This is a genomic window from Acinetobacter sp. NBRC 100985, from assembly GCF_000241225.1.
GTDB classification, from domain to species: domain Bacteria; phylum Pseudomonadota; class Gammaproteobacteria; order Pseudomonadales; family Moraxellaceae; genus Acinetobacter; species Acinetobacter venetianus.
On record NZ_BAEB01000025.1, the window covers coordinates 79,613 to 104,545 of the forward strand.

A 24,933-nucleotide genomic window follows, 5' to 3' on the forward strand; every position below is an offset into this window, starting at 1 on the left:
AAATTTAGATCATTTTTACTGTTTATTTTGCGTTAAATGCATTATAAAAACATATAGATAACGAATTACTCATCACAGAAATTTGACTAATTTTTTGTTATCCAGTCATAGAACATCATCAACAAAGTTTGAAGCCTTAGCCGATTTTAAAATAAGTAAATAATCAAAGAGATTACATATGAATGATGTCATCACATTATCGCTACAAGATACACTATTTAACCAGTTGATCATGATTTTTGCAGTCTCTTTAGGTTGTGGCTTACTTATTGGTTTAGAACGCGAACGAAGTAAAGGCAAACATAAAAGCAAAACATTTGCAGGTTTTAGAACTTTTGCCATTGCAGCTTTATTAGGAACGCTGTGCTTTCTATTCAATTTTGTTATTGGCATTGTTGGCGCACTTTTAGTTGGGGCAATGAGTATCGCTTCTCTTAAAAACCAGCAAGAAGACCCAGGTGTAACCACTGAACTTGCTTTTATCATGACTTATTTTATTGGCGCGGTATGCATCTGGAATATCACATTAGCTGCTGGACTCGCCGTTTTATTAACTATTTTACTCATGGCAAAAGAATCTCTACATGGCATTGCCAATCAATGGATCAGTGAAAATGAACTACGCGATGGTGTATTACTTCTTTCTTTAGTTTTAATTGGATTACCACTCGTTCCTGATCAAGCTTTTTGGGGTCCTGTATTAAATCCATATACGATCCTAAAATTACTGAGCCTTATTCTTTTTGTTCAAGCTTTAGCACATATTGCCAAAAGATTACTTTCTTCAAAAAACGCATTGGCACTTTCATCTTTAGCCTCTGGCTTTGTCTCAAGTACCGCAACAGTCGCCAATTTAGGCATGGAAGTACGCAATAAAAATGCTGATCCAATTGTTAATGCTGGTGCAGCACTAATGTCTTGTGTTTCAACACTCATTCAAATGTTAATCATTGTTGCAAGTATCAGTTTTGCATGGTTAAAACTCATTTTCTTACCGACTTTGATCGCAACTGTTATTTTGTTCATTTGGTCTTGGTATCTGATGCGCCGATCTGACACGATAGATCATGTGATTGATACAGACTCAAAAATGTTTAGTTTTAAAAATGCTGTGATTATCACACTTGCGTTATCAGGTATCCAAGTTGCAATTTATGCACTGAACCTATGGTTAGGGAGCACAGGACTTATACTGGGTACAGTGATCGCATCCCTATTCGAAATACATGCTGCGATCGCTGCAATTGTGGTACAAGGTGAACCAGAGACAGCTCAATCAATGCCTTTATTGATCGCCTTAATGGTTGGCTTACTCGCACATTCTATTTCTAAAAGCATCAATGCTAGCCTAACTGGTGGCTACCGTTATGCACTGGCATTTGTTCCAGCACAAATTGTACATATGGGTATTTTGGCTATCCTATTGTGGTTTGGAATTTAAGTCTTCGATATTAAAGGCTTAAAATAAGGATTCGGTCATCTACAATTTTAAAGTTTACATCCCACTCTGAAAATTTCATCTTATATACTCGCTCTTCGTCGTCATGATATGCAGGGCGCGGATCTAAAGATAAAACTTCAACCAGTTCTTCTAGCTTTTTTTTGATTGAAGCATCAGCTTTTATCAAATCAAATTGCTGTATTTGAGCTGATTCTGACCAAACAATGTTTTTACGTTTAGGCACATCTTGTGCGTATCCGCTCACGGCATCTGCAATTGCATCAGAATATTGAATATAAGGTTTGATATCTAAAATAGGCGTGCCGTTTAATAAATCACTTCCAGTTACATACAGCCGAAGTGTCTTTCCTTGCTTTTCAACACGCAAAAATCGCACAACAGATAAACCTATTGGCGAAGGTCGATACATGCTTCGCGTTGCAAAAACACCTATTTTTTGATTCCCGCCAAGCCGTGGTGGTCGTACTTGAGGACGAAATTTAGACATTTGATTCAAAGAGTTATCATTATTTTTATTTTCATGGAACTGCCATAGTAACCATAAATGACTAAACTCTTCGATCCCCTCGAAAGCTAAAATATCATTGTATGGCTCAATCATATCAATGTAGGACTCGACTTGGACTAGGTTGGGCTGTCTCGGTATGCCGAATTTTTCGTTATAAGGTGAATGCATATACCCAATGATCGGCATAACAACAGAGTTAATCATCACTTTTTCTGATAAACACAATTAAATATATTCAGTTTATCGAGAATGTTTTTAGATTAGAATAGCAATCTGTTTCTTTTAACTGTGATCGAGACCTTTAATGGCTGCTTTTAACGTTGAACGCATTACTGATGTTCACCACTGGAATGACACACTTTTCAGTTTTAAAACTACACGCGACGCTAGCTTACGTTTTAAAAATGGTCAGTTTGTGATGATCGGACTTGAAGTGAATGGTAAGCCTTTAATGCGTGCTTATTCGATCGCGAGTGCGAATTATGAAGAAGAACTAGAATTCTTCTCTATTAAAGTACAAGACGGTCCTTTAACTTCTATTTTACAAAAAGTTCAAGTGGGTGATGAAATCCTTATTTCTAAAAAACCTACAGGTACTTTAGTACACGATGATTTATTACCAGGTAAGAATTTATACCTTTTATCTTCTGGTACTGGACTTGCGCCTTTCTTAGCTTTACTACGTGATCCAGAAACTTACGAAAAATTTGAAAAAGTAATCATGGTACACGGTACGCGCTACGTTTCTGAACTCGCATATCAAGACTTAATTTTAAACGAGCTTCCTAACCATGAATTCTTCCAAGAGTTAGGTATCAAAGATAAATTGGTCTATTACCCAACAGTTACTCGTGAACCATTCCACACTCAAGGCCGCGTAACGACAGCAATCGAGTCTGGTGAACTTTTTGAAAAAATTGGTTTACCACGTTTCAATCGTGAAACTGACCGTGCGATGCTTTGCGGTAGCCCTGCTTTCTTGAAAGACGTTGCAGCGCTATTAGATCAACATGGTTTAGTAGAATCACCACGTATGGGTGTAATGGGTGATTATGTAATCGAACGCGCATTCGTTGAAAAATAATACCTATCATAAAAAAACCGAGGTTTATACCTCGGTTTTTATTTATTAAAACTTCATAGCCACTTAAATAAATATTAAAATTTAAAAAGCTTTAATATATTATTAAGTATTAACTTAATAATTAAGCAGCATCGAGTGATATTAATCGCTCAATATAATACCAACACTCTTCAATTTGATGATGATCTTTATTCACTTTTGCATATGCAGTCATCCCATCCAAAATATTAATATACATCGATGTTAATACATGAGGTTGATAGACCTTTGCCTTTTCAAATAAACATTCAACCAAACCCATTAACCACTCCCTATATTCAACGATCGGTTTGATAATAGAAGGATAGGTTTGTAATATTTCTAATGAGGCTTTTTGAAACATACACCCATGGAAGTCATCTGAGTTAAACCATGCTAAATGCCAAAAATAGACTGCCTTAATTTTGCCAAGATAATCATCTTCTTTTTGTAAACTTACTTCATACTCAATTGCAGCTTGGATGCTTTTATTACGACGTGATAAGCACTCTTCTATCAAGCTTTCCTTTGAAGGGAAATACTTGTAAAAAGTCATCTTTGCTACACCTGACTCGCTAATGATTCGATCAACCCCAACCGAGCTATAGTTATGGCGATTAAAGAGATTAAGAGCCGTTTCAATAATATCTTCTTTTTTTGACATGTTATTATCCTTTTAGAATTTTAAAAACAACTTAATGTATTATTTAGACACGGTTAAAGCTGGATAATTCTGGCAACCATGTTCCTTCATATTATTTTATGAGTATTACAGAAAATAGCTAAAAATACCTTATCTACATCTATATAAATTAAGCAAAAAGTCACACACAAACAAGCTAATTTGTAAAAAAATCTTTCGATTCTTAAAAAATTAAAATATTAAGTGAACTACCTCACCTTTTCTTAAAAATAGATTAAATCTACAAAGTTTATTTTAATTTTTCAGATTGTTTAATAAATTGATTTCACAAAAAAATCATTTTATATTTAAATTATCCAATAAAAAGGTATTTGGTTGATCTAATAGTTATATTCATAAGCAACCAAAGCAAATCGAAACTATATAATTGGAAAAAGCAATAATATTAATTCATTGAGTAGAAGACTATGCCAAAAAAATTCGAAGATTTTGACAACCCTAGACAGAAAGCTATAGACGGAATGAAAAATAGTATTTCTGAAACCTTATGGAATAAGAACCTGAATTTTCTGAAAGAATTACGCGCAGAAATTTCAAATCATCCTGTTTCAAAACACCCTGCAATCCAGCTATTAAATGATGGTTTGATCGATAAAGAAACCTTAAAACATATCCATCTAGAATATCGACATGCTATTGTCCAAGTGTTCACAGATGCTTTATTGATGGCACAATTTCAAACCAAGCAACTCGAACCACGTCTTTTATCGGGTTCGAAGATGTATCCTCGCTTTTTATTAAATCTTAACATTCTGGATGAATTCGGTTTCCGTCCTACAGTTGATAAAGATGGCTATTACTCTGGTAATCCTCAATATGCGCACTATCCATTGTTTGAAGATGTGCTTGATGATTTTGAATTATCGCAATCTGAGCGGAATAATTACCAACCGTCTATTATTGCACAACAAGTTCGAAACTATTTAGAACGTTCATTTGATCGTTACCAAGCTGTTTCGGCTCTACTTGCTGTAGCAGAAGAAGAAGTTATTTTATTTAGCCCAGCTTTACGTCAAGCAACCAAAGCTGTTGGATTTGATGTTGATGGCGGTTACTACTATGTACACGGCGTATCACATGATGAAACAGCTGAAGCTGCAGATGATGATCATGAAGATGATTTATGGTTTGTACTCGCTCAAGCATGCGTAGAATCAGATTACACAGCAATTCGTCAAATCTGTTTGGAATACTGTGATTTATGGCAGCAATTTTGGGATGAGCAAATTGCAACTTATCAATATGAAACTTTCCGAAAACTGGCTTAGTTTTAGATCAAGGTCATTTCCAAACTCAATATAGAAGTGACCTTGTCATTTAAAACAAGAGTGATCGATGTGCTGCTACGCCCGCCATTGTTCCATCTCCTACAGCCAATGAAACAGAACCACCTAAACGCGCAACATCTCCACAAGCAAAAACACCAGTAACTGAAGTTTCTTGCAATGCATTGGTTTTAATCATTTCTCCCATAGAGTTCAGTTCTAACTCACATCCTAGATGGACAATCCACTCTTGATCAATTAGACATCGTGTACTCACAAACGTCCCATCTAAAGCAACCGAGCTATCATCTTCTAAAACGATATTGCATTCACCATTAATCTCTTTAATCCTTCTTTTTTCGATATTGATATTACGAGCTAGCAATGTTTGCTCTGTTTCCATATCAATAGGTTGATCGTTTAAAAATAAAGTGACATTCCCCCAATCAACCAACATCATCGACATATGGATAGCATGTTCAGAAGATGCAATGATTCCTATATTTCCGTTATTTAACTCATAGCCATGACAATATGGACAATGAAAAATACTGGTTCCCCATCGCGCTGAAACTCCCTTAATTTCGGGTAATTGATCTTTTATACCTGTGGCTATGATCAAACGTTTTGCTGTTAAGGATTGAACGCCATCAATACAAACATGGAAATGCCCATCTTTCGTTTCAACTCGCTTTACTTTGCCTTGCTGCCAATTCACAGTTTCATATTTCATTAATTGCTGTTTGCCAATATGCGCAATTTCACTTGCAGACGTACCATCTTGAGTCAAAAAACCATGAGAAAATTCGGCAAAGCGATTTCTCCTTTCTCCTGCATCGATAATGACAACATTTCGTCTCGCTCTAGCCAAAGGTAATGCAGCTGCTAAACCCGCATAGCTTCCACCAATAATTGCTACATCATAAATCATAATCACACCAATAAGTAACTTTTAAAGTTACGTTAATACTATTCTTTTTATTTTGCAACTTTTGATGTTACATTAAGACAACTCCTACTTTTACAATCCTACCTCATGCGAACTGACAGCAAGCTTTCACGGATGCTACATGTGCTTTTACACATGGCAAGAAATAACAAGACTTATACTTCTGATGAAATAGCGCAAATGCTAGTTACCAATCCAGTGGTGATTCGAAGGACTATGGCTGGCTTGAAAAAAGCAGGCTTTATTCATTCTGAAAAAGGTCCTAAAGGCGGTTGGTTATTGGTTGAAGACCTAAGTAAAATTACGCTTTTTGATATTTATAATGCGGTTGGCGAGCCAACTATTTTTGCAATGGGCAATGAAAGAGCAAATCCAGATTGTGCTGTCGAAAGAGTCGTAAATGCTGCTTTAGATGATGCAATGAATCAAGCGCAAACGATCTTACTTACCCAACTCAAGGCAACGACACTTGCCGATCTGGCATTGGGGTTTGATCAGATTTGTACTCAGGAATCTTTTAAGTAATTGCAGATACGCTAGATAAAACCAACTTCATCAAAACATATTTTTCAATGTAAAAATTCGCCAAATTTATCTGCATCGAGTTGAGAATTACAATACAATTCAACTTTGTTTTAATTTCTTCCGCTATGTTTTCACAATTTGACGTTAACTTACTTGTATTGTTGATTCTTTTAGGCTGTGGAATCTTTAGTCATAATACAGCCGTGACTGTGGCTGCTGGTGTTTTGATTCTCGTGAAACTTACACCTCTTGATCAGTTTTTCCCTCTTATACAGCAACATGGGCTTAATGTCGGCATCATCATTTTGACCATTGGTGTACTATCGCCAATCGCAAGTGGCAAACTAAGCGGTGAAAGTATTCTAAAATCTTTTGTAAGCTGGAAGTCACTTCTCGCGATCGCTGTCGGACTATTAGTGGCATGGTTGGGTGGCCGTGGAGTGAAGCTCATGAGCAATCAACCAGATGTCGTCGCGGGTTTATTAATCGGGACTGTTGCAGGCGTTGCCCTACTACGAGGAGTTCCAGTTGGCCCTCTCATCGCAGCAGGAATATTATCGGTTTTGATTGGTAAGTCTTAGTTTAAGCACGATCAGCGTTCATAATAAACTGCGCGCTTTTGTGAGAACTTTTCCAACTGCTTTAAAAAGCCCTCAAAATAGCTCTTTTCTGTGTCTTCTGTACGATAGCCCGCATAAAGTGTACGTCTTAAACCTTTTGGCGATACACAGTCTAAACGGCGACTGACCACCCATCCTTTTTGTTCATATTCATTCACCACCCAATCAGGTAAAGCCGCTATACCTCGTCCACTTGCAACCAATTGAATCAGCATTTGAGTCAAATCGGTCGTCCGAATGTGCTTTGGATGAATATTTGCAGGAATAAACAGGTGCGCCATGATATCCAAACGATGCTTATCGACAGGATAGGTAATCAAGGTTTCTTCTGCTAAATCTTGAATCGAAACCTTTTCAGCACGCACTAATGGATGTGTAGTTGATAATACTAAACGTGATTCATATTCAAAAATTGGAAAATATTCAATCCCTTTCAAAGCAATTGGATCAGCGGTAATAAGCAAATCAAACTCTGCATTCTGTAATAATTCATGTGGATTTGATTCAAAACCTGCTGCAAAATCTAGGTCAACATCAGGATATTGTTGACGGTATTGATTAAGCAAAGGCATTAACCAATCAAAGCAACTGTGGCATTCAGATGAAAAAATGATACGTCCAGTTTGACCATGCACAATACGCGTAATATCAGTTTGTGCAATTTGAACTTGCGGTAATACATCATCCGCCAGTTTAAGCAGTCTTTGTCCTACGTTAGAGAAAGCCACAGGACGACTACGGCGGTTGACCACCTCAACGCCATACCAATGATCAAGTTCTTTTAATTGATGTGAAATTGCTGAAGGCGTTAGACATAAATCTGCTGCCGCTGCGACCAATGAACCATGCTCTCTTAAAGCAAGGAGCGTTTTTAAATGACGAAGTTCTAACATGAATAACAACCAGAAAAACAACAACTTTCCTTTAATCTAAATCTATTAAATGCACAGATAGAAAGGATAAGCTGCTGCTCTTTAATTTAATAATTGAATTGTTTTCATCTTAACACAGCATTAATGAGACTGTCTCAACATGAATTCTATTTAATTGTTATTTTATTAAATGAAATTTAATTACTTGAAATGTCACTTATTTAATCACCACAAAGTTGAAAATACTAAACGATAAGACGGCTAAGTACGCAGCAAGTATCGGCAGTTAAAAAAATTTCAGTTTGAACTGAAAACATTTCATTCAATCCAAGCCCTATCATTCATTAAACCTTTTAAACTATCAGCTGGATTTCTGTAGACCTTATAAAACCATGACACGTCAAAGCCAAAAGACGCTTGAACGCCAAAAACTCAGCTTACCGAAAGGCCATGACAAATTGCTGTTGCATTCATGCTGTGCCCCATGTTCAGGCGAAGTCATGGAAACACTGATAGAGTCTGGTATCGATTTCTCTATCTTTTTCTATAATCCTAATATTCACCCAGTCAAAGAATATTTGATTCGTAAAGAAGAAAATATCCGTTTTGCCGAAAAGCACAATATCCCTTTTATCGATTGTGATTACGATACCGATAACTGGTTTGCCCGAGCAAAAGGAATGGAAAATGAACCAGAAAAAGGCATTCGCTGTACCATGTGTTTCGATATGCGTTTTGAGAGAACAGCACTCTACGCTCACGAACATGGATTTAGCTTAATTAGTAGCTCTTTAGGCATTTCTCGTTGGAAGAATATGCAGCAAATCAATGATTGTGGGCTTCGTGCAGCTGCTCATTACCCCAATATTCAATATTGGGACTATAACTGGCGCAAGCATGGCGGTGCTGTACGCATGTTAGAGATCAGCAAACGAGAAGAATTTTATCAACAAGAATACTGTGGCTGTGTCTATTCGCTTAGAGACAGCAATCGCTGGCGTATGAGTAACGGTCGTGATCGAATTCAATTAGGTGTGAAATTTTATAGTAATGCAATGGATGAAGATCAAAATACTTCCAGTAAATAATACTCAATCATCAGCCAAATACCCTAAAAAGGCTGATCGCGATGATCAGCCTTTTTATTTTAATTTACAGACAAACTAATGATGGTATACAACTGATTGCTAGGCTTTTTCATAGAATCTACTGTCTCACTGACTTCAACTAAATACTCAGTTGCTTTTGGAAAAATAAGCTCTGCTGTTCCATCTGCTAAAGTTTTCAAATTCTTAGATTGCTCATCTGTAGCACCTTTAGATCGAATCACAACATTGGCATTTGCTAATACTTGATTGTCTTTTGATACTTTAATTTTTACTGCTTGATTAGCCTTTATTTCATTCGGATGCGTCAAAAACTCAACTTGAATAGGCGCTGACATTGCTTGGATTGGGGTATTTTTTCTTTTGATACATAAGTGAATAATGTCCATTCACGCTTCACTTCAATTGGCGTATATTTCTTCGCTTTTAAATCAGCAGGGATTACATAATCACGCTCAGCTTTTTTAGGTGCTTGATCCGCAGGCATATCAAAGAACATTTTCCATTCTTTTTGATCCTGAACGTATTTCAATAGATAAGTCGCGCTTGTTTTAACCGTATAAGTCCCTGCCTCTGGAAGCTTAAGATCAAATACCGTTGTAGAGCCTAATTTAGATTCAGGTTCAATCAAATTCTTATCGTTATTAGGACTTATAATTTCAAACTTTGCATCTTTCAGTGCATATTCACTATTCAATGCCTCTTCTGCATAACCTGAAACAATCGCAACCTGCGTTTGTGAAGTGTTATAGGCCAATGGTGCAACATAAGGTTCATGTGCAAAACTAGAAACTGAAAGCATCAGTAATGAACTAGCCAATATAGTTCTCATAAATTATCTCCACCCTAAAAACTTATAAATTTGATCGCATTTAATTCAGCATTATTATACACAAATGCAAATAATTATCATTATATTTAATTGGTTCATTCCTTAGTTTATTTCACTGTTAAAAATTACGTTCCTTTTCACTTTTCTTTTCTAAGCTCGAATATAATATGCTCGGTTTATTATTTTAGAGTCATTATGTCCTCTCTAAGCTCTCCTACACTCTCTTCTCAACCTAAACACTATTCATTATTTCTCGTTATTTTTTCTCTTGCGGTCGGTAGTTTTTGTATTGGAACGACCGAGTTTGTGGCAATGGGATTGATTCAAGAAATCGCAAGTGATCTGAATGTGAGTGTTCCCCACGCTGGCTATTTCATTAGCGCTTATGCTTTAGGTGTGATGGTTGGTGCACCGATTATTGCAATCTTAGGCGCGAAAGTTCCTCGAAAAACGTTATTACTTAGCTTAATGCTGTTCTATGGGTTGGCGAATGCTGCTACAACTTTTGCGACAACTACAGAGACAATGTTAGTTTCTCGTTTTATCGCAGGTTTTCCTCATGGTGCTTATTTTGGAGTTGCAGCATTGGTTGCAGCTGAGCTTGCAGGTAAACAACGTCGTGCAACTGCGATTGCACAAGTGATGATGGGTCTAACAATCGCCAATGTGATTGGTGTGCCTATTGCAACGTGGTTGGGTCAGCAGTTCGGATGGAAAGCGGGTTTTGAGTTTTCCGCAATTATTGCCTTCATCACCCTGATTGGGGTAAGTCTATTTGTACCGAACATTCCACTACAGAAAACCGCAAGTATCCGTGCTGAAGTTGCTGGACTCAAAAATATCAATATGTGGTTGGCACTTGCTGTAGGTGCAGTTGGTTTTGGTGGTATGTTCTCAGTTTATAGTTATGTATCTCCTATTCTGACTGAATACACAGAAGCAAATATCTCAATCGTTCCTATCGCATTAGCCATTTGGGGAACAGGTATGGTATTTGGAGGACTTGTGGCTGGATGGTTAGCGGATAAAGACTTGTTTAAAACCATGATTGGAATTTTGATTAGTTCAGCACTCGCATTCGTATTTGCCAGCTTTATGATGTCAAACCTATATTCAGCAATATTGGCTTTATTCCTGATAGGCTTTACAGTGATTGGTCTTGGTGGTGCTTTACAAACCTATCTTATGGATATTGCTGGTGATGCACAAACACTAGCGGCCTCACTGAATCATTCTGCATTCAACTTAGCCAACGCACTTGGTGCATTCCTAGGTGGCTGGGTGCTTAGTCATAATATGGGTTGGCTCGCACCAATTTGGGTGGGTTTTGTTTTAAGCCTAGGTGGATTAATCATTTTATTAATCGCTCTAGCTGTCGCAAAATATACAAAAAAGAATCTGTAGCTTGTTAGCTATAGATTCTTTTCAGCAGACGACCTTTTCTCATAATGCCTTATTTTTCTTATAAAAGATCATCATTAAATATCAAATTTAAGGCTTACTGATTAAGTTAGAAATCTGCCAATCATGCCATTTCGATAAAAATAGCAACGCGGTACTACCGCCAATTAATGCAAAAAACATATCAGACTGTGTATCCCACTCATAACCTTGAGTTCCGAGGAATTCTTCTGCTCCCTGTCCCAACAACAATGCTGCGGCCCATTCGATCAACTCATACGTTGCACTTATCGCGAGTACAATACAAATCACAATAAAACTCAGCATTTTGCCTTTGGCTAAAATATGATTTCGAATCAATATTTCACGAGCAACTACTGCTGGAACAAAACCTTGCATGAAATGCCCTATTTTATCGTAAGGATTACGATCTAAATTAAACCAGTCTGCAATTTGAAAGCCTAAAGGCACGCGTGCATAGGTATAAGCACCGCCAACAATAAGAACAATTGCATGCAAAAAAATTAGACTATATAGCAAGTTCGTCAAAGGAAACTTTTTAAAGCTCATAAATAACACAGGCATCACAATCAAGACTGGTATCACTTCCATCAACCACGTCATTCGATCATATGGCTTAATCCCAGAAATAATCAAAACAATAGCTATAATCGTTGTTCCCAAACCTAATAAAGAAATTCGCATCATTTTATAAAAAGTATTGATTCATTTACTCATGACATCATATAAAAAACCCGTGGAAAGTCCTGCGGGTTTTTGTTATAAAATCGGCGAATTAAGCTTTATTTTAAAGCATCCGCGACTTCCTTCAGCATGGCTTTCATCCCATCCAAGCCATTATTCATTAAATACCAGTTACTCGAATCGAGATAGACAATATTGCCGTTTTTCGCAGCTTTGGACTCATTAATAATCTTGTTATTCAATACGCGCTTTGCACCTTCCTGATTTTCAGTAATTGCTGCACCACGATCAATCACAAACAGATAATCTGGATTTTTCTGGGCAATAAACTCATGCGATACCGCCATACCATGCAATCCCACCTTGATTGAAGGGTCGGCTGGTGTAAATCCATACAGGTCGTGAATATTACCAAAACGTGAACCTGGGCCATAGGCAGCAATCTTGCTGTTATTCACCAGAATCACCAAAGCCGTTTTACCTTTGGTCTTATCTTTTAATGTAGCAATATCTTTTTCCAAAGTCTGTAATTGCTGTTCTGCCTCAGGCTTCTTGCCCACCATTTCAGCAATATTCAAGGTTTGCTGTTTAAAAGAATTGAACTGATCGTTGTAATCCACATCAACAAAGTAAGTCGGCGCGATCTGGTTGATTTGACCAACCAGATTTTCCATGCGGCCACTCATCAAGATCAGTTCAGGCTGACTGGCTGCAATTTTTTCCAGATTCGGTTCTTTCACCGTCCCTACATCCAGATATTTACCTTCACTGAAATTTTGCAAGACTTTCGGCAACGGCGTTCCTTTTGGCAAGGCAACCACTTTATCGTCCGCGCCCAAAGCATGAATGGTATTTAAAGCACTGGTATCCAGTACAGCAATACGCGATAAATTCGCTGGAATGGTAATCTGCCCTGCCTTGCTGTTAAAACTTAAGGTTTCATGTGTAGCAGTAGTATTACTGTCCTGATTTGCCGAAGGTGTGTTGGAATTACCACATGCAGCCAATGCCACACTCAGCATCATGACTGGCAATGTTTTTTTGAAACGCATAACGAACTCCTAACTAATAAAATACAAACCTAATTTATGTTGCTGAACCTGCTGGATCGGAATATGGAAATCAAAAATATCTTGCAGAATATGTTCATCCATCAACTGTTGTGGATGCCCTTGATACACCAATTCACCTTCTTTCATGGCAATGATGTGATCGGCATAGACGGAAGCAAAGTTAATGTCATGAATCACCACAATGATTGATTTGCCATGATTCTCGGCCAAATCTTTTAAGACCCGCATAATCTGTGAAGAATGCTTCATATCCAGATTATTTAAGGGTTCATCGAGCAAGATATATTCGGTGTCCTGTGCCAGAATCATGGCGATATAAGCACGTTGTCTTTGTCCACCCGACAATTCGCTGATTTGTCTGTGTCTCAAGGCTTCCAGATCCATATAGGCAATTGAGCGATCAATCACCTCACGGTCTTCCTGCGTTAGGCGACCTTGTGAATATGGGAAACGTCCGAAAGCAACCAGATCTTCAATACTAAGGCGTAACTCGGTATGGTTAGACTGTTTTAAAATCGCCAGTTTTTTGGCAATGTCAGCACTTTTCATCTGTTGCAGATCATGCCCATCCAGCAAAACTTGACCTTGATCTGCTTCAATTAAGCGACTCATCATCGAAAGTACAGTACTTTTACCTGCACCGTTTGGACCAATAAACGCCGTAAACTGTCCTTTGGCAATCGTCAGGGAAAGCGCATTTACCACACGCTGCTGTTGATAGCTTTTACTTAAACTCTTAAGCTCTATTGCCATTTTTTATTTTCCTTCAATAAGATCCAGAAGAAATAAATTCCACCGACAAAATTAATAATCACACTGAGCGTTGTTTTGAAATTCAGTACATGCAGAACCATGAATTGCCCAAGCATCAGACAAAGAATGCTGACCAGAATAATGCCAAGCAGTAAGATATGATGTTGATGAGTCTTGAACAGTTCCAGAGTGATGTTGAGTACCAATAAACCGAGGAACATCATTGGGCCAGCTAACGCTGTTGCAGAAGCCAATGCCAATACCACGAGGATCAACAGCAAGCGGCTGGTCTTGTCATAATCCAGCCCTAAATTCAGCGCATGATCACGTCCCAATGCCATCACATCGAGCTTGTGATAATGCTTCAGGCTGTAAAATAAAATTGGCACAATGGTCAGCAAGGATAGCCCCACTGTTTCCATTTTCACCACATTAAAACTGGCAAAACCAGCGTAGGCTGCAATCTGAAATTCATCGGGATCCAGCAAAACCTGAAAGAACGTGGTCATGTTGTCGAATAAAGTCGAGCAGATCAGACCAACGAGCAGGAGGAAATAGATATTTTGCTGTGCAACTTTCTGGAAAATGAACCGATATAGCAGCAAGGCAAAGGTCACCATTAACAGCAAACTGATCAGATAATCGGTGACAAAGTTCAATGACAATAACGTACCGGCACCAAAGAAATAGATAATCGCAGTCTTGGAAAGTTCATATAACTTATCTAATCCTAGCGCCTGTGGTGTCACTACCCGATTATTCACAATAGTATGGAAAACCAAAGTCGAAACACCGACCGCCACACCCGCCACGATAATGGCAGCAACTGTTTTTAAACGTAGATTCAAGGCATATTGCCATGCCACGCCTAAATTCCAGCCAAGGTACAGTGCAATCGTTGCAACCACCAATACAGTCAAAACAATCAACTTGGTTTTATGAGGCATAACGATATCTCCTGAGTAGCAACCACAGGAAAATCACGCTTCCCACCACACCCATAATCAGACTCACAGAGACTTCATAAGGGAAAATCACCACCCTACCAAATACATCACAAATCAGAACCAGCAAAGCACCTAACAATGCTGTATGCGAAAGCGTTCTACGGATATTGTCGCCCAGATATAGACTCACCAGATTAGGTACAATCAATCCAAGAAATGGAATCGCACCCACAGTGACAATCACCACACCCGTAATGACCGAAACCAGTAGTAGGCCAATAAAAAGGGTCTGCTTATAATTCAGTCCAAGATTCGTCGCAAAATCCTGTCCCAATCCAGCCAAAACAAAACGATTGGCAAAGATATAAATCAGAATCAGAATGGGCACACTGAGATAGATCAGCTCATATTGACCATTTAAAATGGTGGAAAAGTCCCCTTGCAACCAACCTGCCAAGTTCTGCAATAAATCCAGTTGCAGCGCAATAAAGGTGGTAAATGCAGAAATGATACTGCCAAAAATCATCCCCACCAGTGGAACAAAAACGGTATCACGATGCTTTAAAGTCGCCAGAATACTCATAAAGGCCATCGCACCAATGAGCGTTACGACTATCGCAAAACCAGTTTTAATAAAGATTGAAGCACTTGGGAGTAAAATAATCGAAACCAGTACACCTAAACGTGCACAGTCATATAAACCTGCGGTGGTTGGTGAGACAAAGCGGTTACGACTTAGCGACTGCATAATCAAACCACAGACACTTAGACCTGCACCCGCCACAATAATCGCCATCAAACGGGGTAAACGACTGGTCCAAAACAACTGCCACTCTTGAGGATTGCCAGTCCAAAGACCAGCAAGACTCATCTCACCCACACCGACAAATAAAGAAATAAATGCCAGTGGAAGTAATAATAAAATCAGGTAACGCCGCTTAATCATGTTGGGAGAACTTCATAGGATGCGTAAACTTAAAATAAGCTTAAAAAAAGATAGATAATAAGAAACTATCACAAATGATAAAGATTATTGTTAACTTTTTTAAATGGATCTTAATTTCTATTAAGTAAAACTTAATTTTCAAAGCTTTTATTTTGAATATAAAAAGCTCTAAGCATCTGCAATGCCTAATTTTTAACTTGATAAACTATAAAAATGATTAAGAGTTTTAAGCTTAATTCTGATCTAAATTTCTATGATAAATCTTTGAATTATTCAGCAAGATTTTCACCGCAATAAGGACAGTAATGTTTCTTTCCCTGTTTTTTGTCTTGCTCTTCAAGCAAATGTTCACGCATGAGTTGTACAATAATCTCGTGCATCTGCTCTTTAGGTAAACCTACACGCTGCCTTAGTTTTTCAAGCTCAGCTTGATTATGTAATACATCATTCCCCTGTGCTTGTAAAAGCTCCCTAAATTCTTGTTCTAATTTTTGATTTCTTTGATTCAACTCATTTGCCAAACCAGAAGCCAAAATACCAGCTGGCAATGCCGCTATACCAACCCCGAGAATAGTGATCAAAGCACCGAGAAACTTACCCATACTGGTAACAGGTGTTACATCTCCATAGCCTACCGTTGTTAAGGTAACAACCGCCCACCACATGGCTTTTGGAATAGAGCTAAACGCTTCAGGCTGAGCTTTATTTTCGACCACATAAATTCCAGATGCAGCCATGACGATCATAATCACTAAAATGAAAATGACCGCTTGAAACGAGCCTTTTTCACGTTTTATGACTCTCAGTAAGATTTGCAAAGAAACAAAATAACGCGTAAGTTTCAGCAGCCTTAATAATCGAAGGATACGCAATACACGTAAGTCGATATGTACAAAGAAGTTAAAGTACGCAGGTAGAATGGCGATCAAATCAATGATTGCTCCACCACTTTTTGCCCATTTCCAGCGTTGGCTCCATGCAGAATCCGTAGGATCATTTTCCGCTACGCTCCAAAATCGCAAGAAATACTCAGCAGAAAAGATCACGATCGAGGTAATCTCAAACAAATCAAAATAGTTTCTATAAGCAATATAGACTTCTGTAATCGACTCCAATATAACCGCAGCGACATTTCCAACGATCAGAAAAATAAGGAAATAGTTCACACATCGACTAAAAGTGGTTTGATAGTCATCATTGTGCAAATTGTTATAAACAAAAAGGCGTAATCGTTGTAACGAAAAATTAGTCATATCCTACTTATAGTTATCTCAAGCCTTTAAAAATGTAACACGTTGCTTGGTTGTTTGATAAGTGATTTATGCATTGATTGATTTATAACGCTCAATAAACAAAACTCTGTTTGAATCGATCTAGCCTATGCTTTGATAATAGAAACTTAACGGTTGCTTCTTTAACGATACTTTCATAAAGAACTATAAATTTTATTAAACCCATGATAACAAGGGGAAAACAAATGGGATTCAAACCTATCCCTACACTTATTTCTTTATTTCTTACATTGATTATTTGGTTTGCCATTCCTGTACCAGCTGGTGTTGATCCAAATGCTTGGCATTTATTGGCAATGTTTGTTGGTGTGATTGCTGCCATTATCGGAAAAGCCATGCCGATTGGTGCTATTGCAATCATTGCAATCACCTTAGTTGCCGTCACTGGCGTAACGAATGATAGCCCATCTGGCGCAATAAAAGATGCATTGAGTAGCTTTGCAAATCCATTGATCTGGTTGATTGGTATTTCAATCATGATCTCGAAAGGCTTGCAGAAAACTGGTCTTGGTGCACGTTTAGGTTATTTATTTATCGCTGTTTGGGGTAAAAAAACCATCGGTATCGGATACAGTATGGTACTGTCTGAATTGATCCTTGCTCCTGTAACGCCAAGTAATACAGCACGCGGTGGTGGAATTATCCATCCAATTGTACGTGCAATTTCTACCAGTTATGACTCTGATCCAGCCAAAGGCACTGAGGGTCGTATGGGGAAATTTTTATCTCTCGTCAATTATCAAGCCAATACAATTACCTCTGCAATGTTTATTACAGCTACAGCCCCAAACCCATTGGTGGTTGATCTTGTTGCTAAAGCGACAAATAGCGAAATTTCATTAAGCTGGAGCACATGGGCAATCGCAATGTTAGTTCCGGGTCTGATTGCTTTAATTATCATGCCATTGATTATATATTGGATGTATCCACCTGAAGTCAAAGAAACACCTAATGCAGCTCAATTTGCGAAAACCAAACTCAAAGAAATGGGTTCAGTGAGTAAAGATGAAATCATTATGCTTGGTGTTTTTGGAATCTTGTTGCTGTTATGGGCAGGTATTCCTGCCATGATATTGGGTTCAGCTTGGACTGTTGATCCAACAGCAACTGCTTTCATCGGTTTAGCATTATTACTACTTACAGGTGTTTTGACTTGGGATGATATTCTGACGCAAAAAAGCGCGTGGGATACGATTACTTGGTTCGCTGCTTTGGTGATGATGGCGACTTATTTAAATAAGCTTGGTTTGATCACTTGGTTTTCGGGTTTACTTGAAAGTAGTATCGGCTCATTGGGGCTAAGTTGGATGCCTGCCTGTTTATTGTTAATGCTCGCCTATTTATATGCACATTATATGTTTGCCAGTACTACGGCACATATCACCGCCATGTTTGCTGCATTTTATACGGCAGGACTGGCATTGGGTGCACCACCAATGTTATTTGCCTTAATGATGGCAGCGGCTTCTAGTATTATGATGACCTTAACCCATTATGCAACGGGTACATCACCTGTGGTTTTTGGCTCAGGCTACACCACACTTGGTGAATGGTGGAAAGCTGGTTTTGTCATGAGTGTCATCAATATTGTGATCTTTGTGGTGATTGGCGGTATCTGGTGGAAAGTGTTGGGTTATTGGTGATTTTTGAGATCTTAATTTCATTCAATTGAAAGATTTAAAAATACTATAAAACATAATAGTCATTATATAAAATGTCCTGCTATTGCAGGACATTAAAATTTGGAATAAATTTAGCTACTAAAACAACTAACAAAGTTGAAAATTAGATAAATAATAATCCCTAGCTTCCACCTCAATAAAATTATTAACATCACCATTAAATACACTCTGAGCAATATTAAATATTAATTGATCAGAAATATTTGTTGAAGTTACTCCAATTATTTTTAATACTTGAATTATGGTTACTAATGATATTTTTTGCCAAAAATGCCCTTGAACAATCTTATTAGAAGACATCTTTAAAGCTTCTTTTAGAATCCCTTTAGAAGTCAAGCATGATAATACATCTGGGGAGATCTTACTACGAACTCTTCTTATCTCATCAATAGATATAATAGACATGGTAGATGAATCATATTCTAACCTCACCCCAAAAGAAGATTTAGATTTATCTAAAACACATTCAGAATTTAATTGAGAAATTAAATCATAACAACTAATCTTCTTTGCACATTTCTTTGTATTATCCAGTAACTCATTAAAGTTCACTAACTTATAAAACTTAATTCCTGAAAGAATTTCAGCGACTTTATATATTAGTTTATCTGACCAAAAGTCATTTTCCCAACTGTACCCATAAGTAAATTTTAAAAGATCAGGGTTGTAAATAAAACTTTCCTTAAGAAAATTATAATCTCTATCCAACACACAAACAGAATTGGAAATATTATTTAATAAAATCTCCTCATATCTTTCTTTTACATTTAAGCAACACCCCAAAGGAACTATTTCAAACTTATTTAAATCTATACCTATTAATTTATTTAATAATATTTCATAAAAAGTTTTATCATATTTCTCTGAGTTATTTTCTCCTTCTATATAAACCATTACTTTTACACCATAAAAAAGATGTATATTGCTCAATCCTTCGCTACTTCTTGAGAACAACATTACAGTATATTCTCCATACGAATTACTTTATTTTGCTGCGCAGCGACAATATCAGGAGAATGCGTAGCAAAAATAATTTGTGCTTTAGGATTTAAAGTAGTAATAGCATTTGTCAAAGAAGTCTGCCATTTTAGATGTAAACTTAGTTCAGGCTCATCAGCTATATATATAGTTTGCTTTTGTTCTTGCAGCAATGCTTGTCCCAAAATAATTAATAATTGTTTCTCACCAGATGACAATTCATTCAATTTTAATTCTCTAAGAGTATTTGATGTATAAAATACTAATTCATTTCTATCTGATAACTTGACAGTTTTTTTTTCTCAAACAATTGGTTTAATAAATCAATAAATTTATTTTGTTGTGAAAAAATCTCATGCTTTATATCTTGCAATGCTTCATATTCCACAACCAATGCATGGCTTCTCCATACATTTAGTAAAGATGCAAAATGTTTTGGAGTTATTGCTGAATTAGTAGGATCATGCAAATATTCATTTGCTTTATTAAACCTATCAAAATGCTGCTGAATTTTTGCTTTAATTTTAACTTCTTTTACGCCTAGAACTTCAAAAATAGCTTCTAAAGCTTTCTTTTCTTTATCAACATTAATATCATTACCAAATTTAAGAATTTTATCTTCAGTTTCAGGTGTCAAAATAGATAACAATATTTCTTTCTGAAAATCAATAATTTTTTCTGAAAATTTCTTTGACAAACTGGAGAAAAATTTTACTAAACTATCATTAAGATTATCAACTTTAACATCAATTGGTGGTCTATTATCATTTTCCTTATTATAAATTTCATCATTACGATGAACAGAAAGCCAATTTACATTTACCAGCTTTTCAATAGCATTATATACAGAAGACGAATAATGATTATATTTCATCTCACGCAACATTCTTACGCTAAAACCTCTATATATTCGTTCTGACTCCAGTTCATCTAAATCAAATATCTCGGGATCCTCACTTTGTGATTGTTTAATTTCATAAGTTATATCTGAAAATGGTAAATCTTTCTTTTTAGATTTCATTACTTTAATTGATGGTTTTTTCCTACTGGAATTAGTTTTTAAAGATATTTCTATACTTTCAAATTCAATTTGATCTAATTTTTTAAAATCAGCTCTTAAAGCAGCAGCAACGAGATTGATAACTGTCGTTTTCCCTGTTCCATTTTCACCAATTAAAAAATTATAGTCTTGGAAACAACTAATTATTAAATTATTAGTTCCCCATAAATTTTTAATATCTATTTTATCTATAATATGCATTTGACTCTCAAAAAAATACTCTGCTTATGCAGAGTATTTTGTATCAATTAAACTTATTTTTCAACAAATTAAGTTAACTGAGCAGCTTGGATTTTCTTAGTATCTACTTGATCAGCTTCTTTGGTATATTCACCCATTTGATCGAAGTTCAAGTATTTATAGATGTCAGCAGAAGCGCTGTCGATTTGCGACGCGTACTGTTGATATTCTTCTGGGCTTGGTAATTTACCAAGAACCGCAGCTACAGATGCAAGCTCAGCAGAAGCCAAGTAAACGTTTGCACCTTGACCTAAACGGTTCGGGAAGTTACGAGTAGAAGTCGATACACATGTTGTGTTCGGTGCTACACGTGCTTGGTTACCCATACACAATGAACAGCCCGGCATCTCAGTACGCGCACCAGCACGACCGTAGATGTTGTACATACCTTCTTCCATCAATTGATGCTCGTCCATACGAGTTGGTGGAGCCAACCATAAACGAGTAGATAATGAACCACTTGGCACTTTATCTAACAATTGACCAGCCGCACGGAAGTGACCGATGTTCGTCATACAAGAACCGATGAATACTTCATCAATTTTGTCTCCTTGAACGTCAGAAAGAAGTTTTGCATCGTCTGGATCGTTCGGGCAGCAAAGAATTGGTTCTTTGATGTCAGCAAGATCGATTTCGTAAACTTTTAAGTATTCCGCATCAGCATCAGCTTTTAACAAGCTTGGGTTGTCTAACCACTTCTGCATGTTTTCAGCACGACGTGCAAGTGTACGTGCATCGCCATAACCTTCAGCGATCATCCACTTCAACATTGTGATGTTAGAACGTAGGTATTCAGCAACTTTGCCTTCAGAAAGTGTGATTGAACAACCAGCAGCCGAACGTTCAGCAGATGCATCAGAAAGCTCGAATGCTTGCTCAACTGTTAAGTCATTTTCCATTTCTGACAAGTCGATCTCAAGGATACGACCAGAGAAGATGTTTTTCTTACCTTTCTTCTCTACAGTTAAGTCACCTGCTTGAATCGCGTAGTAAGGAATTGCATGTACAAGGTCACGTAAAGTGATACCAGGCTGCATTTTACCTTTGAACTTAACAAGTACAGATTCAGGCATATCCAGTGGCATAACGCCAGTTGCAGCAGCAAACGCTACAAGACCAGAACCCGCTGGGAATGAAATACCGATTGGGAAACGAGTATGTGAGTCACCACCAGTACCTACTGTATCTGGAAGTAACATACGGTTTAACCAAGAGTGGATAATACCGTCACCTGGACGTAAAGATACACCACCACGGTTCATGATGAAGTCAGGTAATGTGTGGTGAGTTGTTACGTCTACTGGTTTTGGATACGCAGCAGTGTGACAGAAAGACTGCATCACTAAGTCAGCTGAGAAGCCCAAGCAAGCTAAATCTTTTAACTCATCACGAGTCATAGGACCAGTTGTATCTTGAGAACCAACAGTTGTCATCTTAGGTTCACAGTAAGTACCCGGACGGATACCTTGACCTTCAGCAAGACCACATGCACGACCTACCATCTTCTGAGCTTGAGTGAAGCCTTTGCCAGTGTCAGCAGGTTGTTTTGGTTGACGGAACAAGTCAGAAGCAGGAAGACCTAACTCTTCACGTGCTTTAGCTGTTAAACCACGACCAATGATCAAGTTAATACGACCACCAGCACGTACTTCATCTAAAAGTACAGGTGTTTTAAGTTCTGATTCAGCGATTTGAGCGCCGTTTTTGAATGCAGTAACTGTCGCTGCTTCTTTATTGATCTTGAGTGTAACTTCGTCACCCATGTTCATGTCAGAAACATCGATTTCTACAGGTAACGCACCAGCATCTTCCATTGTGTTGAAGAAGATCGGAGCAATTTTACCACCTAAACACACACCGCCATCTTTTTTGTTTGGAATGTGTGGAAGTTCGTCACCGAAGAACCAAAGTACAGAGTTAGTCGCTGATTTACGGCTTGAACCTGTACCAACAACGTCACCTACGTAAGCAACTTGGTTGCCTTTCGCGATCAAATCGTTGATTTGAGTTGTAGGACCAACTTCACCTGGTTTTTCAGGGTTGATACCATCACGTTCGTTTTTCAACATTGCAGTTGCGTGCAATGGGATGTCTGGACGGCTCCAAGCGTCTTGCGCTGGAGATAAGTCATCTGTGTTTGTCTCACCAGTTACTTTGAACACAGTGATTTTGATTTCTTCAGCTACGTCAGGACGGCTAGTGAACCACTCAGCATCAGCCCAAGATTGTAAAACTGCTTTTGCATTTGCATTGCCCGCTTTTGCTTTATCAGCAACGTCATGGAACGCATCAAATACAAGTAAAGTCTTTTTCAATGCTTCAGCGGCTAATTCTGCAAGTTCAGCATTGTCTAGAAGTTCAACAAGTGGTGCTACGTTGTAACCACCAAGCATAGTACCGAGTAAGTAAACAGCACGCTCTTTAGTAACAAGTGGAGAAGTTGCTTCGCCTTTTGCAATCGCAGCTAAGAAAGCAGCTTTTACGTAAGCAGCTTGGTCAACACCTGCTGGAACACGGTTTTCAAGCAAATCAACTAAATATGCTTCTTCGCCTGCTGGTGGATTTTTTAATAATGCTACTAATTCAGCAGTTTGAGCGTCATCAAGCGGCTTCGGTGGGACTCCGAGTGCGGCACGTTCTGCAACGTGTTGGCGGTAAGCTTCTAGCACGGTGTTATTCCTCTTCTTTAAAAAATTACTTGTAAGTTCCAGCTTTATACAAGCTTTACAAGTAATATGGACAGCAAAATTTTACTAGACTTCGCGTTAAAAGTTAATGCAACTACCGTATTTCTACGTGATGCCCATTATTTTATAGCGAAATGTTCATCTGTTTTAAATACCGCTTTGGTAGTAGCTTAAAGTCCAATAAAACAATGAATTAAATGCATAAAAAAAGACAACAACGTTGTCTTTCTATTTTAACATTAGAATAATTTATAGTTTGGCAATTTATCATGTGGTGTTGCCAAACATTTATCAGTGTATTCTTGCTTTAACTTTTCACGTAATGCTTCTGGATCAGATTTCAATTGATCTGCTGGAATTGCATACACATTTTCAATAATTTCAAAAATGAATTTACGTGTCGTTTCATCTTCGATTTTACCCGCATGTTCTGTTGCTTGTTTCTGTTCAATTCCATTTTGGCGATCTAAAGTAATCGAACGTGCTGCATTCCCCACACTGACGCAATAGCCATGCCATTTTTCTTCAGGTGTTAACGGCTTTTTTTCAGCACAACCAACCAAAGCTAAACCCAATGCAATCAATAGAACTTTTTTCATCATCATACTGCGGCTAATCGAATGCACACATCATACTGAAACTCAGTCATTTTGCAAAAAAGATGTTTTTAAAACATGGCTTCCATTAATAAAAGCATACAAATTATTTACTACAATGCATATTGTTGCCTGTTTTTTGACATTTACCACCAGTCGATGACAGATAAGTATTGCCTTGAACTAAGTTGTAATTCTTCCCTTTCGTATCCCAACATCTCACCCCATTACAGCTTTTTAAAGGAATATTCACCTCTATTTTTGCACTCACAGTGGTATTTTTTGCTGGAGCATTTACTGTTGATTTCACTGTAGTTGAGTTGGTTTTAACCTCATTATTGGATTGAGGTGGAATTACAGCAGTCGTCGGAGATGTCACAGCATTTATTTTTTTCTGTGTAGGATCAAGTTGAGGTTCTTGTTTTTTAGCTGGCGGTGGCGTTGCTGAGTATGTTGTTACACCATGTGCATCAACCCACTTGTAATATTCTTTCGCATTCACATGAAATACACTACTCAGCATACAAATACTTACAGTTGCCAAAACCTGACTAAAAGTGACAGATTTCATCTCATTTCTCCAAAAAATGTCATTTATTCTTTAATTTTCAACTACTTATATTAATTGT

General features: G+C 37.6%; 23 protein-coding genes and 2 pseudogenes. 8 read left to right on the forward strand and 17 right to left on the reverse strand.

What is annotated here, in order from left to right; genetic code table 11:
* Positions 1-178 precede the first annotated feature (178 nt).
* Positions 179-1,441 carry a DUF4010 domain-containing protein gene (locus ACT4_RS10240; protein WP_007482000.1) on the forward strand — a complete coding sequence of 421 codons (1,263 nt, stop codon included), beginning with the start codon at positions 179-181 and terminating at the stop codon, positions 1,439-1,441.
* Positions 1,442-1,451: 10 nt separating this feature from the next.
* Here the strand turns inward: ACT4_RS10240 and tsaA are convergent, their stop codons facing one another.
* On the reverse strand, positions 1,452-2,156 hold the full coding sequence (gene tsaA, locus ACT4_RS10245; protein WP_171054802.1) for a tRNA (N6-threonylcarbamoyladenosine(37)-N6)-methyltransferase TrmO: 705 nt from the start codon (positions 2,154-2,156) through the stop codon (positions 1,452-1,454).
* A 118-nt stretch (positions 2,157-2,274) separates the two neighbouring features.
* Here tsaA and ACT4_RS10250 point away from each other — a divergent pair, with 118 nt between their 5' ends.
* A complete protein-coding gene (locus ACT4_RS10250) occupies positions 2,275-3,054 on the forward strand; it encodes a ferredoxin--NADP reductase (protein WP_004880003.1) in 780 nt (259 codons plus the stop codon).
* Positions 3,055-3,175: 121 nt separating this feature from the next.
* Here the strand turns inward: ACT4_RS10250 and ACT4_RS10255 are convergent, their stop codons facing one another.
* Positions 3,176-3,736 (reverse strand): TetR/AcrR family transcriptional regulator, encoded by a 561-nt coding sequence (locus ACT4_RS10255; RefSeq protein ID WP_007482003.1) that lies wholly within the window; start codon positions 3,734-3,736, stop codon positions 3,176-3,178.
* 446 nt (positions 3,737-4,182) lie between these two features.
* Here ACT4_RS10255 and ACT4_RS10260 point away from each other — a divergent pair, with 446 nt between their 5' ends.
* Entirely contained in the window at positions 4,183-5,043 is an 861-nt protein-coding gene (locus tag ACT4_RS10260) for a hypothetical protein (protein ID WP_007482004.1), read from the forward strand.
* A 49-nt stretch (positions 5,044-5,092) separates the two neighbouring features.
* On the opposite strand, the gene ACT4_RS10265 is transcribed toward ACT4_RS10260, so the two are convergent.
* On the reverse strand, positions 5,093-5,971 hold the full coding sequence (locus tag ACT4_RS10265) for an NAD(P)/FAD-dependent oxidoreductase (protein WP_007482005.1): 879 nt from the start codon (positions 5,969-5,971) through the stop codon (positions 5,093-5,095).
* Between the two features lie 105 nt (positions 5,972-6,076).
* On the opposite strand from ACT4_RS10265, the gene ACT4_RS10270 reads away from it, so the two are divergent.
* Positions 6,077-6,514 (forward strand): Rrf2 family transcriptional regulator, encoded by a 438-nt coding sequence (locus ACT4_RS10270; RefSeq protein ID WP_034604932.1) that lies wholly within the window; start codon positions 6,077-6,079, stop codon positions 6,512-6,514.
* Positions 6,515-6,639: 125 nt separating this feature from the next.
* A complete protein-coding gene (locus ACT4_RS10275) occupies positions 6,640-7,095 on the forward strand; it encodes a DUF441 domain-containing protein (protein WP_004880012.1) in 456 nt (151 codons plus the stop codon).
* A gap of 11 nt (positions 7,096-7,106) precedes the next feature.
* Here the strand turns inward: ACT4_RS10275 and ACT4_RS10280 are convergent, their stop codons facing one another.
* The gene (locus tag ACT4_RS10280; RefSeq protein WP_004880015.1) at positions 7,107-8,027 is read right to left on the reverse strand and encodes a LysR family transcriptional regulator; all 921 of its coding nucleotides are present in this window, start codon (positions 8,025-8,027) and stop codon (positions 7,107-7,109) included.
* Between the two features lie 371 nt (positions 8,028-8,398).
* Between ACT4_RS10280 and ACT4_RS10285 the strand changes: the two genes are divergently transcribed.
* On the forward strand, positions 8,399-9,094 hold the full coding sequence (locus ACT4_RS10285; RefSeq protein ID WP_034604937.1) for an epoxyqueuosine reductase QueH: 696 nt from the start codon (positions 8,399-8,401) through the stop codon (positions 9,092-9,094).
* A gap of 59 nt (positions 9,095-9,153) precedes the next feature.
* Here ACT4_RS10285 and ACT4_RS10290 read toward each other — a convergent pair.
* Positions 9,154-9,944: pseudogene (locus ACT4_RS10290) on the reverse strand (DUF4198 domain-containing protein).
* 195 nt (positions 9,945-10,139) lie between these two features.
* On the opposite strand from ACT4_RS10290, the gene ACT4_RS10295 reads away from it, so the two are divergent.
* The gene (locus ACT4_RS10295) at positions 10,140-11,348 is read left to right on the forward strand and encodes an MFS transporter (RefSeq protein WP_007482017.1); all 1,209 of its coding nucleotides are present in this window, start codon (positions 10,140-10,142) and stop codon (positions 11,346-11,348) included.
* Positions 11,349-11,435: 87 nt separating this feature from the next.
* Here ACT4_RS10295 and ACT4_RS10300 read toward each other — a convergent pair whose 3' ends face one another.
* From ACT4_RS10300 to ACT4_RS10325, 6 genes are all read right to left on the reverse strand, one after another.
* On the reverse strand, positions 11,436-12,053 hold the full coding sequence (locus ACT4_RS10300) for a DUF2238 domain-containing protein (protein WP_007482019.1): 618 nt from the start codon (positions 12,051-12,053) through the stop codon (positions 11,436-11,438).
* A gap of 95 nt (positions 12,054-12,148) precedes the next feature.
* Positions 12,149-13,102 (reverse strand): siderophore ABC transporter substrate-binding protein, encoded by a 954-nt coding sequence (locus ACT4_RS10305; RefSeq protein WP_007482021.1) that lies wholly within the window; start codon positions 13,100-13,102, stop codon positions 12,149-12,151.
* 9 nt (positions 13,103-13,111) lie between these two features.
* On the reverse strand, positions 13,112-13,876 hold the full coding sequence (locus ACT4_RS10310) for an ABC transporter ATP-binding protein (RefSeq protein WP_007482023.1): 765 nt from the start codon (positions 13,874-13,876) through the stop codon (positions 13,112-13,114).
* Positions 13,867-14,823 carry an iron chelate uptake ABC transporter family permease subunit gene (locus ACT4_RS10315; protein ID WP_007482025.1) on the reverse strand — a complete coding sequence of 319 codons (957 nt, stop codon included), beginning with the start codon at positions 14,821-14,823 and terminating at the stop codon, positions 13,867-13,869. The genes ACT4_RS10310 and ACT4_RS10315 overlap by 10 nt, the downstream gene beginning before the upstream one ends.
* The gene (locus tag ACT4_RS10320) at positions 14,813-15,769 is read right to left on the reverse strand and encodes an ABC transporter permease (RefSeq protein WP_007482027.1); all 957 of its coding nucleotides are present in this window, start codon (positions 15,767-15,769) and stop codon (positions 14,813-14,815) included. The genes ACT4_RS10315 and ACT4_RS10320 overlap by 11 nt, the downstream gene beginning before the upstream one ends.
* A 269-nt stretch (positions 15,770-16,038) precedes the next feature.
* Positions 16,039-17,022, reverse strand: coding sequence for an ion transporter (locus ACT4_RS10325; RefSeq protein ID WP_007482029.1), 984 nt, complete (start codon positions 17,020-17,022; stop codon positions 16,039-16,041).
* A gap of 224 nt (positions 17,023-17,246) precedes the next feature.
* On the opposite strand from ACT4_RS10325, the gene ACT4_RS10330 reads away from it, so the two are divergent.
* Positions 17,247-18,704, forward strand: a complete 1,458-nt coding sequence (locus ACT4_RS10330) for a DASS family sodium-coupled anion symporter (protein WP_007482031.1) — start codon at positions 17,247-17,249, stop codon at positions 18,702-18,704.
* 126 nt (positions 18,705-18,830) lie between these two features.
* Here the strand turns inward: ACT4_RS10330 and ACT4_RS10335 are convergent, their stop codons facing one another.
* The 6 genes and pseudogenes from ACT4_RS10335 to ACT4_RS10360 form a co-directional block, all read right to left on the reverse strand.
* Positions 18,831-19,700 (reverse strand): DUF4435 domain-containing protein, encoded by an 870-nt coding sequence (locus ACT4_RS10335; RefSeq protein ID WP_007482033.1) that lies wholly within the window; start codon positions 19,698-19,700, stop codon positions 18,831-18,833.
* Positions 19,700-19,951, reverse strand: a pseudogene (locus ACT4_RS10340) (AAA family ATPase); the annotation flags it as partial. The gene ACT4_RS10335 and the pseudogene ACT4_RS10340, both read right to left, overlap by 1 nt.
* Before the next feature lie 32 nt (positions 19,952-19,983).
* A complete protein-coding gene (locus tag ACT4_RS10345; protein WP_007482038.1) occupies positions 19,984-20,982 on the reverse strand; it encodes a hypothetical protein in 999 nt (332 codons plus the stop codon).
* Positions 20,983-21,050: 68 nt separating this feature from the next.
* On the reverse strand, positions 21,051-23,690 hold the full coding sequence (locus tag ACT4_RS10350) for a bifunctional aconitate hydratase 2/2-methylisocitrate dehydratase (protein ID WP_007482040.1): 2,640 nt from the start codon (positions 23,688-23,690) through the stop codon (positions 21,051-21,053).
* Between the two features lie 257 nt (positions 23,691-23,947).
* Positions 23,948-24,313 carry a hypothetical protein gene (locus ACT4_RS10355; RefSeq protein WP_004880036.1) on the reverse strand — a complete coding sequence of 122 codons (366 nt, stop codon included), beginning with the start codon at positions 24,311-24,313 and terminating at the stop codon, positions 23,948-23,950.
* Between the two features lie 97 nt (positions 24,314-24,410).
* Complete coding sequence (locus ACT4_RS10360; RefSeq protein ID WP_007482044.1) at positions 24,411-24,875, reverse strand: DUF4124 domain-containing protein; 465 nt, start codon at positions 24,873-24,875, stop codon at positions 24,411-24,413.
* Positions 24,876-24,933 lie beyond the last annotated feature (58 nt).